The 13,217-nt window shown below is 42.1% G+C and carries 11 protein-coding genes; 4 read left to right on the forward strand and 7 right to left on the reverse strand.

The features are described 5' to 3' along the window. The first annotated feature begins 1 nt into the window (after position 1). The 3 genes from cydC to infA all read left to right on the forward strand — a co-directional run bounded on the left by cydC (position 2) and on the right by infA (position 2,813). Positions 2–1,744: a heme ABC transporter ATP-binding protein/permease CydC gene (gene cydC, locus SC428_RS07530; RefSeq protein WP_140180522.1), complete on the forward strand. Its 1,743-nt coding sequence runs from the start codon at positions 2–4 to the stop codon at positions 1,742–1,744. An 8-nt stretch (positions 1,745–1,752) separates the two neighbouring features. Then, positions 1,753–2,454 carry a leucyl/phenylalanyl-tRNA--protein transferase gene (gene aat, locus SC428_RS07535; RefSeq protein ID WP_070924915.1) on the forward strand — a complete coding sequence of 234 codons (702 nt, stop codon included), beginning with the start codon at positions 1,753–1,755 and terminating at the stop codon, positions 2,452–2,454. 140 nt (positions 2,455–2,594) lie between these two features. Beyond that, the gene (gene infA / locus SC428_RS07540; protein ID WP_004244560.1) at positions 2,595–2,813 is read left to right on the forward strand and encodes a translation initiation factor IF-1; all 219 of its coding nucleotides are present in this window, start codon (positions 2,595–2,597) and stop codon (positions 2,811–2,813) included. A 202-nt stretch (positions 2,814–3,015) separates the two neighbouring features. Here infA and clpA read toward each other — a convergent pair whose 3' ends face one another. After that, a complete protein-coding gene (gene clpA, locus SC428_RS07545; RefSeq protein ID WP_318706817.1) occupies positions 3,016–5,301 on the reverse strand; it encodes an ATP-dependent Clp protease ATP-binding subunit ClpA in 2,286 nt (761 codons plus the stop codon). Between the two features lie 30 nt (positions 5,302–5,331). After that, positions 5,332–5,652: an ATP-dependent Clp protease adapter ClpS gene (clpS, locus tag SC428_RS07550; RefSeq protein ID WP_070924917.1), complete on the reverse strand. Its 321-nt coding sequence runs from the start codon at positions 5,650–5,652 to the stop codon at positions 5,332–5,334. 384 nt (positions 5,653–6,036) lie between these two features. On the opposite strand from clpS, the gene cspD reads away from it, so the two are divergent. Beyond that, entirely contained in the window at positions 6,037–6,288 is a 252-nt protein-coding gene (gene cspD, locus SC428_RS07555) for a cold shock-like protein CspD (protein ID WP_140180524.1), read from the forward strand. Between the two features lie 205 nt (positions 6,289–6,493). Here the strand turns inward: cspD and SC428_RS07560 are convergent, their stop codons facing one another. The 5 genes from SC428_RS07560 to macB all read right to left on the reverse strand — a co-directional run bounded on the left by SC428_RS07560 (position 6,494) and on the right by macB (position 13,216). Next, the gene (locus SC428_RS07560) at positions 6,494–7,426 is read right to left on the reverse strand and encodes a DUF1177 domain-containing protein (RefSeq protein WP_318706820.1); all 933 of its coding nucleotides are present in this window, start codon (positions 7,424–7,426) and stop codon (positions 6,494–6,496) included. A gap of 295 nt (positions 7,427–7,721) precedes the next feature. Further along, positions 7,722–8,471 (reverse strand): IclR family transcriptional regulator, encoded by a 750-nt coding sequence (locus tag SC428_RS07565; protein WP_070924919.1) that lies wholly within the window; start codon positions 8,469–8,471, stop codon positions 7,722–7,724. Further along, entirely contained in the window at positions 8,468–9,313 is an 846-nt protein-coding gene (locus SC428_RS07570) for a nitrilase-related carbon-nitrogen hydrolase (RefSeq protein WP_318706822.1), read from the reverse strand. Before SC428_RS07570 ends, SC428_RS07565 begins: the two co-directional genes overlap by 4 nt. Positions 9,314–9,324: 11 nt before the next feature. Continuing rightward, a complete protein-coding gene (locus tag SC428_RS07575; protein WP_070924921.1) occupies positions 9,325–10,671 on the reverse strand; it encodes a purine-cytosine permease family protein in 1,347 nt (448 codons plus the stop codon). A 601-nt stretch (positions 10,672–11,272) separates the two neighbouring features. Further along, a complete protein-coding gene (gene macB, locus SC428_RS07580) occupies positions 11,273–13,216 on the reverse strand; it encodes a macrolide ABC transporter ATP-binding protein/permease MacB (RefSeq protein WP_318706825.1) in 1,944 nt (647 codons plus the stop codon). Position 13,217: the final 1 nt, after the last annotated feature.

The following is a 13,217-nucleotide window of genomic DNA, read 5'->3' on the forward strand; positions in this document are numbered from 1 at the left end:
AATGCGAGTTCTATTACCTTTTTTAGCACTTTATCGCCGCCATTGGTTTTTGATCTTATTAGGTATGATCTTAGCCATTGTAACTTTGCTCGCAAGTATTGGTTTATTAACCTTATCAGGTTGGTTCCTTGCGGGTGCAGCAATCGCAGGCTTTCCAGGGCTGTATTATTTTAACTATATGTTACCCGCCGCTGGCGTACGTGGAGCTGCGATTTTCCGTACTGCTGGCCGCTATGCAGAACGCCTAGTCAGCCACGATGCCACATTTCGGGTACTGGCGCACTTACGCGTATTCGCCTTTAGCAAAATTCTTCCTCTGTCTCCCGGAGGGATTAGCCGGTTCCGCCAAGGAGAAATTCTTAATCGCCTTGTTGCCGATGTTGAGACGTTAGACCACCTATACTTACGCGTTTTATCGCCGATTTTTGCCGCCTTTGTGGTTATTTTCGTGCTTATTTTTGGGCTAAGTTTTCTTGATCCTCGCTTAGCGTGGACACTTGGTTGTGTCATGCTGTTTCTCTTGTTTACTCTACCTTTTGTGTTTTACCGTGCAGGTAAGCCTATTGGTCAAGAATTAACCGCATTACGTGCTCACTACCGAACAGTACTGACATCCGCACTACAGGGCCAAGCAGAACTCACTTTATTTGGCGCCCTACCACGCTTTCGTCAAACATTGTCAAATATTGAGAGCCAATGGCAAGTCCGCCAGCAACAGCAAGCAGATCTTACAGGCTTGTCGCAGGCGATCATTTTGTTTGCTTCAGGCTTCACGGCAACATTGCTTTTATGGATGGCGGCAGATCACGTCGGTGGTAATACCAACCCCGGCGCACTTATTGCTTTATTTGTTTTTTGTGCCTTAGCAGCCTTCGAAACACTGGGGCCTGTCGCCGTAGCATTCCAACATATGGGCCAAGTGATTGCTTCCGCAGAGCGTGTTTCGCAGCTGATCGACGCTAAACCTGAAGTGACCTTTGCAGCCGAAGGGCTTTCGCTAACTCAGTTAGATAGCCTCGTTGTGGACAATATTTCGTTTACCTACCCTGAACAGCCATTCGCTGTGTTAAATCACGTTTCTCTTACACTACAACAAGGCCAACACCTTGCATTGTTAGGAAAAACGGGCTGCGGTAAATCAACCTTATTACAGTTACTCACCCGTGCGTGGGATGTTAACAGTGGCTCAATAAAGCTTAATGGGCACAATATCAGCGATTACAGCGAGCAAGCGCTGCGTTCTATCATGTCTGTTGTACCTCAACGGGTGCACGTGTTTAGTGATACATTGCGCAATAATCTGTTGCTTGCAAATGATAAAGCGACAGATAAACAACTTCATGAAGTGTTAGAACAAGTTGGTCTTGGTAATCTACTGGAAAATGAACAAAAGCTAAATGCTTGGATGGGTGAAGGCGGTAGACAGCTCTCCGGTGGAGAACAGCGCCGTTTAGGGATTGCCAGAGCCTTATTGCATGATGCGCCATTAATTTTAATGGATGAACCAACTGAAGGGCTTGATGCACAAACTGAACAACAGATCCTCACATTACTGAAAGAGAAATGTGCGGATAAAACCTTAGTTGTGATCACTCATCGCATGCAAGGCCTAGAAAATATGGATATGATTTGTGTAATGGATAACGGTGAAATTGTTGAACAAGGCTCACATCAAGCTCTTTTAGAGGCAAAAGGCCGCTATTTCCAATTTCGCCAACGTCACTTGCAACAACAGGCTGTTTGAGGTTCATCATGTACCAACTTGATGATGATTCAATCTTGTTCCCGCCTGTCCATGAGGCAATGCGGGAGCCTAATGGCTTATTAGCTATTGGTGGTGATTTATCGCCTGAACGTCTTAAGGCAGCCTATTACGATGGCATTTTCCCATGGTTTAACCCTGGTGAAATGCCGTTATGGTGGTCACCTGATCCACGAGCCGTTTTAATGGTCGGAGAATTACACATCAGCCGTACCATGAAAAAAATATTGAAAAAGCAAAAATATCGCGTCACCATTAACCACGCGTTCAATGATGTGATAGAAGCTTGCTCAATACGCCAAGAAGGGACATGGATTTTACCTGAAGTACGCGCGGGATATCAGGGTCTACACCAACAAGGTATCGCACATTCTGTAGAAGCTTGGTATGGTGACGAGCTGGTTGGCGGCCTATATGGCGTGAACATGGGGCACCTATTTTGTGGGGAATCTATGTTCAGTAGAATGGATGATGCATCTAAAGTTGCTTTTATTACATTCTATTTTCATTTTTTGCGCTATAATGGGCAGCTTTTTGATTGTCAGGTACTTAACCACCACACCGCCTCATTAGGCGCAAAAGAAATATCCCGTCGGGATTTTTTACATATTCTTTATCGGTGGCGTAACAAAGCGATTGATCCCGCCTGCTGGTTACCGCAATCGATTGAAATATCACCACTATTCACGTGATGAATTTTGGTTTTTAGTTATTTTATGCACTTACTACTCAAGAAAAATCGCTTTAAAATGCGACATTTCTTTACTTAGTGAGGGTTTTTGGGCATTATCTTGCCCGTTAAAAATCATGGTTATTAGACTTAGAGGATTAGATGGCCAAAGAAGATAATATTGAAATGCAGGGCACTGTATTGGATACCCTGCCAAACACAATGTTCCGTGTTGAACTGGAAAACGGTCACGTGGTGACTGCTCATATTTCTGGCAAAATGCGTAAAAACTATATCCGCATCCTAACAGGCGACAAGGTAACTGTAGAGTTAACCCCATACGACCTGAGCAAAGGCCGTATCATTTTCCGTAGCCGCTGATCCTATCACTTCAGGCAGGGCCTGATACAGCCACAGGTGGTGTGCACGCACAACACACCTGTGGTCTATATTCGGCATATATCAAGTTGCAGCGGCAGCGCTTTCGTTAAGGTAGAGTGACTACGTTGACTCACGCCAGTCACTTAGTTTTCTTTGCTTCTAGCGTTCCACTCGCTTGTCGCCTAGCTGCACCTCGAATTGTTTAGAATACCGCATCCTCCGGAGAGGCCTTGTGTACGCTACTGAAGTTATACGTCAGTGTATTACTTTTTTCATCAAGCCCGATACTGACCGAACCACCATTCGTTAACGAACCAAATAGCAATTCATTTGCGAGTGGTTTTTTCAAGTTATCTTGGATCACACGAGCCATAGGTCGGGCTCCCATCGCTTTATCATAACCTTTTTCACATAACCAACGGCGTGCTGCTTGGCTCACTTCAATTGAAACACCCTTTTCATCTAATTGAGCTTGTAATTCAACGATAAACTTATCAACGACTTGCGTGATGATCTCGATTGATAACGAATTGAACCAAATAATGCCATCCAGGCGGTTACGAAACTCTGGTGAGAACGTTTTCTTAATTTCAGACATCGCATCAGTGCTATTATCTTGTTCGGCAAAACCAATCGAGCGGCGCTGTGTTTCTTGCACCCCTGCGTTGGTTGTCATCACTAAAATCACATTCCGGAAATCCGCTTTACGGCCATTATTATCTGTCAGTGTGCCGTGATCCATCACTTGCAATAAGATATTAAATACGTCTGGATGTGCTTTCTCGATTTCATCAAGTAGTACAACAGAGTGCGGATGCTTAATCACCGCATCCGTTAATAAACCACCTTGGTCAAAGCCAACATAGCCTGGAGGTGCACCAATTAAGCGACTTACCGTATGTCGCTCCATATATTCAGACATATCAAAGCGCAATAACTTAATATCAAGAGCTTTCGATAGCTGAACGGTAACCTCTGTTTTACCAACCCCTGTTGGACCTGCAAACAAGAACGAACCTACTGGCTTATGCTCTTGCCCTAAACCTGCTCGACTCATTTTAATCGCTTCAGTTAATGCAGCAATGGCATTATCTTGCCCAAATACCAACATTTTCAGGCGAGAATCAAGCGTTTTCAGGCGATCTTTGTCACTAGAAGAGACCGTTTTTTCTGGGATCCTTGCAATACGTGCAACCACTGACTCAATTTCAGGAACCCCGATCGTTTTCTTACGTTTGCTTGGAGCAATTAGACGCGTTCTAGCACCAGCTTCATCAATCACATCGATCGCTTTATCAGGTAAGTGCCTATCTGTAATATATTTAACCGATAAATCTACCGCAGCCTGAATGGCTTTAGCGGTATAACGTACATCATGATGAGACTCATATTTCGGTTTCAAACCATTAATAATACGAACTGTCTCTTCTGCGGTAGGCTCCACAATATCAATTTTTTGGAAGCGACGAGCAAGTGCTCTGTCTTTTTCAAAAATATTACTAAATTCTTGATAAGTGGTTGAACCAATAACTCGAATACGCCCACCAGATAATAATGGTTTAATCAAATTCGCCGCATCAACTTGCCCACCGGAAGCCGCGCCAGCACCGATAATAGTATGAATTTCATCAATAAATAGGATACTTTTGCTGTCTTTTTCCAGCATTTTTAGCAGTGATTTAAAACGTTTTTCAAAATCACCGCGATATTTTGTTCCTGCCAGTAATGAGCCAATATCTAATGAATAGAGCGTACAACCTTTCATTACTTCAGGGACATCATCTTGCTCAATACGCCATGCTAGTCCCTCTGCTATAGCGGTTTTACCTACCCCTGACTCACCCACTAATAATGGATTATTTTTACGGCGACGGCATAAAACTTGAATGGTTCTTTCTAGCTCAGCTTGACGCCCAACTAATGGATCAATCTTCCCTTGTTTAGCCAGTTGATTAAGGTTGGTCGTAAAATTATCCATATGATCATCAGAGACAGGCTGCTCTTCATTATTAGCCTGATTGCTAGATGCATCTTGCTCTGGAGATGCGCTATCCTCACCTTTAATCGTGCCGTGGGAGATAAAGTTCACCACATCTAAACGGCTAACATCATGTTTACGCAATAAATAAGCGGCTTGTGACTCTTGCTCACTAAATATCGCAATCAACACGTTCGCCCCGTTCACTTCACTACGGCCTGATGATTGCACATGAAATACAGCACGCTGTAAAACACGTTGAAAACTCAACGTCGGTTGGGTATCACGGTTATCATTTTCTGGTAATAAAGGCGTGGTTTGCGCAATAAAGTGCTCAAGCTCTTGTCGAAGGACAACAAGATCAACTTTACAAGCATCTAGTGCTTCACGAGCAGACGTATTACTTAATAACGCCAGCAATAGGTGCTCCACGGTCATAAATTCATGTCGATTGTCTTTCGCTTTTGCAAATGCGACGTTTAGACTAAGCTCCAGTTCTTGATTGAGCATAAGCACCTCCCAAAATTGATATTAAGCCAATTACACTTTTTCTATCGTGCAAAGCAGAGGATATTCATGTTCGCGTGCGTAGGTATTCACCTGTGCTGCTTTTGTTTCTGCAACCTCTGCTGTAAAAATACCGCAAACCCCTTTCCCCTGAAAATGGACATCTAACATTATCTGTGTAGCGCGTTCTTCATCAAAAGAAAAGTATTTTTGTAACACTTCAACAACAAAATCCATTGGAGTGTAATCATCATTATTTAATAGAACCTTATACATTGAGGGAGGCTGTAAAACTTGCTCCACTTCATCTTTAAAAATGATGTCTGTTTTAAATGTACCAAAAAAATCGCTCATTACTTGTCGTGCTCAGAGTTAAAGTTCAATTAAGCATAGTCTTTATTATCAATGATTTCTATTAATCACGATAACACTAAAACACGGTAAGAATCATTTATTCTATCAATTGTTGATTCACCATATTGACAGTGTAACACGCAATTTAAAATAACCCATATGCCCAATATTTTGTGATCAACTTCAAAAGTTACAAAAGAGAGAGCGTTAGCCATATCAAATTTTTATCACTTCACTGTAAATCCGTAAACTGATCTCTTGACGAACTAAGTCAATTCACTACAGTATGATTTGCAGACAGTCAACATGAGTAATTATACTTAGCCGATGCGTAGCAATTACGCATTTATGTCAAACACAACTTGTAAATACGAAGGACGATGTATGGAGACAGGTACAGTTAAATGGTTCAACAATGCCAAAGGCTTTGGTTTCATCTGCCCTGAAAATGGGGGAGAGGATATCTTTGCTCATTACTCCTGTATACAAATGGATGGCTACAGGACGCTTAAGGCTGGTCAGAGAGTTAATTTTAGTATTAATATTGGCCCTAAAGGGAACCATGCCAATCTCATCATTCCGATTGAAAGCAGTACGGTAAATAATACAAGTGCAGAGATAGCATCTCAAGAATAACTCAGTTTAATAGAGCACAGCTAATCGCTTTTCAATTTAATAATCATACATTTGTATGACTTGGGCGACTAGCTGTGACTATTTTTAATTTAATGATGACACTTCAAATGAAGGTAATTGTCGTTGGGAGTTGTTATTAAAGTACAGTGACTGCGTTCACTCGCTTATCACTTAACTGTACTTCAAATAACTTACCGTCAAATTGTTAAAGTCCATGAGTTTGCAAGAAAGAGACATCGCCATAAAGTGACTTAAGTAAGGCGAATTGCTCCTCATCATAGAATTGACAATCACCATTCCCAAACTCTTTTGCCACTTCAATCATAAATTTCACGGATGCAGCAATATCGACTTCATGGCTTGCCCCTGTTGAGCAGCCAGGTACCACTGTTTGAGCGCAAATTGCGACACCAACAACCGGCACTTTAGTTGATACGGACGGCTGCATGATGCTATTGATGTGGTGTAATCCATTCCCATAAGGCGTAATATCTTGTACCGCCAGTGGAAAAGTCACCGCATATTGTCCACTGCTCCATTCCATTAAACGAATTAAGTCTTCTGAAACAGGCAGAATGTAGCCCTCTTTGACCGTTGGTGATAACGCGTAGCCTTTATGATTAATTAGTCGATTACCTTTTGTTGTATCAACCGACAAAATAGCATCTGCTTCAGGGATTGCTTCATACTTATTCATGGTCTCGTCGTTAAGCGGCGAATCCATAAAATCAACTGGCGAGTGAGGACGTGTCGGTGCTGTTGGGCAAATGTGGGTCGTAATAACCACATCTCCTAGCAAGATATCCCCTTTTTCTCTCATATTCGCAAGTTTCAATGCTGTTGCAATTGCTGCAATCGCACCATCTGCATCTGACACAAGACCTATCCGAGAGGGTCTTGCACCAATGCCGCCTAAACGGCCAATAATACCCAATGTTGGCGCATTTTTGCCTTGCCGTTTCCCTTGGGAACCAGGAATGACAATGCGAACAAAATCACTTTGGCCTTTCTCATCTTGTACAGTGGTTGAAGATACTTCAATTGCGGTGAAATTCTTAAACAAGGCAACGATATCATCCCCACTAACAGCGGCGCTGTCGATCAATTCGTAAGCGCACAGGGTCTGTTTTAAACTCATATTTTTCCCTTGGTTTTACTACTTTCAGAACAATACCAGCCATCACCCTAATAAAAGAGTGATGACAGATATTGAACTGACTATTTTCCTGGTGAAGGCGCCTAGACCTGCCATATTTCAAGATACAAAGCTTTTTATTAAGGTACGGTGACTACGCTTAAATAACCGAGTTACATAGTTTATCTATGCACCTACGATAATTTCGCTTGTCGCCTACCTGCATCTCGAATTATTTAAAGTCTATTTGCATACTACAAATATTTATATTTGATAACTTTTTATGACTCAATACGGCTTATAATTCGGTACTGCGTTTCAGCCAATAAGGATCACCCACCATACTGCCAAGGTAGGATGCTTTATGGCATATTTTAGAAGCTAACTGCTCTAATAATTCAGGTGTAATTTGTGACGCTGGCAAACTCAAACACAATGCATACAATGTGCCTTGTGAAGGGTCATAAACGGTGCTCGAAACAGAAGCAACCCCCGCCACAGATTCATTAATTGAATAAGCCCAACCTCGTTCTTCAATTTGATTTAACTCTTGACGTAACTTATCTTGTTTATCTTGAGGCTCTTGGCAAATAATCATTTCACGCTCACTCAATGAGTTGCGCGCTAATAATGCTTTTCCTGTTGAGGTACCCGCTATAGGTAATTTAGTACCCGGTTGAGTGATCACTTGAAGTAAACTATTGCCAATACGTGCATGGACCACTCTAACTTTGTCTTTATCCCTTAAAGAAACATAGGTGGTAAATCCTGTTTCTTTGGTTAATTGATCAAGTGATTCAAGTGCCATATCTATGAGTGGATTCATTCCTCTAGCACGATGAGCCAATTCCATAATAATTAAACCTGGGCGATATACAGGCGCATCACTTTTCTTTTCGAGTAAGCCGTACTCTGCCATTTGCTTTAATAAACGTGAGGCCGAGCTTTTAGGCATACCTAACTCATTGACTAAAGTCGTTACCGTCAGTTCATCGCCTGAGCGAAGAAATAAACGATAGACATCTACAACGCTTGAGAGAATACTCATGGTTCACCCATAGACTGAGGAGCTTGTACTAATTGCTGATAGCTATGTGGTTTTCGGTCTCTTAAATAAGGTATGTTCAAGCGAGTATGTGCTTGAACCTGAAAGTCCACTTCGCCTATCAATAGCTGTTCGCTATCGTAGCCTGCCTCATGCAGCACTTGTCCCCGAGGGCCAAATACTTTACTCCCACCAAACAAGTGTAGGTCGCCTTCGTTCCCCCAGCGGTTAACCGCAAGAAGATGACAACCATTTTCTAACGCACGGCAAGCGGTATTAATATCCCACATGTCTCTATCCTGAATACACCATGCTGAAGGAGCAATCAGTATTTCTGCTCCCTGCAAGGTCAAAATACGTGCAACTTCAGGGAATCCCATGTCATAGCAAATCATGACACCAATTTTGCCAATGGGAGTATCAAATACAGGGTAGCTATTTCCGCTATTAAACCACTGTTTTTCAATACCAAATGCATGAACTTTACGGAAGACGCCACTAATTTCATGGCAACCGGGAGTCCAAACGCCCACTGAATTGTAAACTTCCCCGAGGTATGTTCCCCGCTCAGCAAAACCACTCACTATGGTGAGATCTAATTTTGTCGCAAGAGAACTCAATAATTGATAGGTTTCGCTACCTACGCTGTCGCTAAGATCCCAGAGTTTTGTGGACAACAGATCACCACGATAGCCAGTCGTCGCCAATTCAGGGAAACAAATTAGCTTAGCGCCTTGCTCTGCGGCCTGATGGCAAAAATCTGCCATCCGCTGTAAGTTTCCTGACTTGTCACCAAGCATTGAATTAAACTGCGCAAGCGCAACTTTCACACTGTTTTGGTTCATTGCCCTCACCCTTAATCTGAATGATTAACTTTACGGAATTGCACCGTATCGACGCCTTTAATTCGAGCTTGCCAACGCATCGCAATCCAATAAAGAACAGCGCTGACCAACAGTGAATTAAGTGCAGGCACACCAAAATCGGTATTAAAAGGACCTAACGCAGAGCTTAGCCACCCCACTACAACAGCAATGCCCCAAACAACTAATGTTATTGGATTAAACGCTTCGCACATTGAGGGGAGTTCACCTTTAGCTCTAGTGATATCTAACTCTTTACGGTCACGTTTCAATAAGTAGTAATCAACCACCATAATGCCAGCAACCGGTGGAATAGCGATGCCTAAATAGATTAGGAAACCGATAAAGTTATCTAAAATACCTAACATTGAAGCAATAGTACCCAAGATACCAATAATCCAAGTCAGATAACGACGATCAAACTTCTTATTAAATACAGCGTTAAGTAATGTGGAAAACCCTAATGATGATGAATAAAGGTTGATATCATTCATTTTGATGGTTGAAAAGATAACAATTGATGCGCCAATCAAACCTGTTAAAGTCATCATCAAATCAAATACTTGGTAAGTATGCAACGCAAGTGCCATCAATACAGAAATCATATTGACTAACAACTCACCAAAAAAAGTCCCGATAAGAGTCATCCAGAAAACCTCTTTTGGGCTTTTCATAAAACGACTAATATCGGGCGTTGTAACAGCGGAAATAATAAACCCACCTGCAACCATGGTAATCGCTGCGGGCATGGTCATAAGAGGCCCTGATGGTTCAGTACTACTAATAAGCGCACCAATATCCTGCCCTGAAAGCAAATTATAGGTGGCCCAAACTAATGCAAGTAAAAATAGCGGCGTTGAGATATTCGCAGTAATAGATAAAAATCGATACCCATATACTGTAATAACCGTCACCGCAATGCCTGTAATAAGCGACCAAGTCCCTGGTGTTAGCACATTCGTCGCTTTATACATTCCATCCGCAAAGAAACCGTTTTGTACGCCAAACCAGCCCATCAGTGAAATCGCGATTGCGCCACCAATTAAAGCAGAGCCCAACTTACCAAACCCAGACCACCGTGACAGTAGACTGATTGACATTCCTTCACGACACGCGGCCGCACCTAGTGCCCAGCTAACAACTTGTAAAATCACTGAACCTAGCATTGTGGCCCAAAACGCTTGCCAAAAAGTCAGCCCATAACCGAGAGCTGCACCTAACATCACCTGTGAAACACAGGCAAGTGAGCCAATTCGGATTATTAGTACTTCATAGAACGGCCGACGAGCACTGAAAGGTACTCGAGCCAGAGAATAATCTTCACCCGTTTTATTCGCCATTTAGTATTCCTGCTGTGTGGATCTTTGCTGTTGAGTTTATATTGGCTTTAATATTTTTTAAAGTTCCATTTTATGGAACTCGGTTTCATTTATTCTACAAGGCAAATGATATCCATGATCGATACCAAATCGCAAGTAGAATTTATCTTTTCAGACATTTTTTTTATGTCTAAATTATACTAGAACGAGAAAATTAGCTGTTGAAGAGTGAAATTTATATAAAAATAAGTGAGTTGGATTAATCAGCTAATGATTAGTGATACTTCACAAAATGGAAATTTTTTTATTAATATTCTGTTCTGAAGCGATTGGGAAGGTCTAAATTAACGGTACTATTACCATTATTTACCATGTCAATAATTGCATTACTAATAATATTAACATTTAACACAGGACAAACTATAAACCCTTCATTATAGCGTTAATCAAGGCCTATTTTTGTTGCATTTACTCTGAAACCACAATTTTCACCATAGAAATAATTCAATTAATTCAACATGAAATGAGTATATAGGTTATCAATCTGATCAGAATTTAGGGGTGAGGAGCTGTAATGCAATCACTCCTCGACAGAAATTTGTTAAGGAGTGATGTCAATTTATTATTCTCTTGCTAGCGCATCAATGGGGTTCAATCTCGCAGCGCTGCGAGCAGGTAAAAACCCAAAGATCACGCCAATTGCTGTTGAACAAATAAATGCACTAATCAATGCAATTGGCTGAAAAGCAAATGTCCAACCAGGCAGCGCCATTTGAGCTATCACACTGATACCATAAGACAGCGCAATTCCCATTAATCCACCAATCAGACAAACTAATATCGCTTCGATTAAAAATTGCTGCATCACATCGCTAGTGCGGGCGCCAACTGCCATACGAATACCAATTTCGCGTGTCCTTTCCGTCACAGAGACTAACATGATATTCATCACACCAATCCCCCCTACAACCAATGAAATCACCGCCACTAGCGTCAAAAAGAGCTGCATAGTGCTCGTCGTTTTTTCTGCTGTTTTGACTAATGTATCAATGTTATAGGTAAAAATATCTTTCTTACCATGACGTAATGTTAATAAACGGGTAATTTGCTGTTCCGCAATTTTGGCATCCACTCCCTCTTTGACTCTCACAATAATGTTATCAAGATAAGGGCGATTTAAAATTTTGCTGTTCACCGTCGTATCAGGTAACCAAACAGATAAAGAATTCGTTGAGCCAAAAATAGATTTCTGCTCAGCCAGTACCCCAATGACGGTTGCTGGCATATTGCCTATCAATAATGTTTCACCAACCACATTTTTTTGATGAGGGAAAAAACGCCGCTTCGTATTTGCATCAATTACCACGACTTGAGCCCGACGTTCGACCATATCTGGTGTGAATCCCATTCCTTCGGAGAAATTTTCTGCATATACCTTAAAATAGTCACGTCCAACGCCTAATAATTGCGCTGGAGCATCTAAATTCCCGCGACGTAATCGTGTGGATTTAGAGAGTTGACCTGAAACTGCCTCAACATAAGGCTGTTGGGCGATCGCCTCCACATCCTCACTTTTTAATGATTGCCGATTTTGTGCATCATCACTGCCAAAATCTTCACCGGGGTAAACAGAAATGGTATTTGTGCCGATAGCTTTAATATTGTTGAGCACCATTCCTTGCGCTGCATCACCAATAACCATGATCGAGACAACAGAAGCAATACCAATAATAATGCCTAACATGGTGAGTAACGTGCGCATTTTATTTACAACCATCGCCCGCCATGCCATTAATAAAGCTTCACTAAACCGCCCATAAACTTGGCCTAGCGAAATCCGTCGAGGGGTATTTTTTTGTATAGGCGTTGGTTTAATAGCTGCAACCGTACCTGAATCACTGAGGATTTCGCCGTCTTTGATTTCAATAATACGCTCCGCCTGTTGGGCAACTTTAGGGTCATGTGTCACGATAATCACGGTGTGACCTTGAGCGCACAGGTCTTTAAGGATTTTCATCACTTCTTCACCCGAGTGGCTATCCAGTGCACCCGTCGGCTCATCGGCAAGGATCACTTGCCCACCATTCATCAAAGCACGTGCGATACTCACCCGCTGTTGCTGACCACCTGATAGTTGACTTGGCCGATATTCAACACGTTCACCTAAGCCAAGTTGACTAAGTAGTTCAATTGCTCTTTGACGACGTTGTGCTTTACCAGCACCTGCGTAAACAGCAGGTACTTCCACATTTTGCTCAGCGGTTAAATGACTCAGCAGATGATAACGTTGAAAAATAAAGCCAAAGTGTTCTCGACGTAATTCAGCAAGTTGATCATCATCCAGCTGTGAAATATTTTGTTGTGCAACAAAATACTCTCCCTCACTCGGCTTATCTAAACACCCAATGATGTTCATCAACGTGGATTTGCCTGAACCGGATGCACCGATAATCGCCACCATTTCCCCTGCATTTATGGTTAGCGATACCTCTTTCAGAACAGTGATTTCGCTTTCACCCGCAGGATAACGTCGAGTAATACCTTTAAGCTCTAGTAAAGCGGACATA

This window comes from Providencia sp. 2023EL-00965 (assembly GCF_033550225.1).
In the GTDB taxonomy this organism is placed as follows: domain Bacteria; phylum Pseudomonadota; class Gammaproteobacteria; order Enterobacterales; family Enterobacteriaceae; genus Providencia; species Providencia manganoxydans.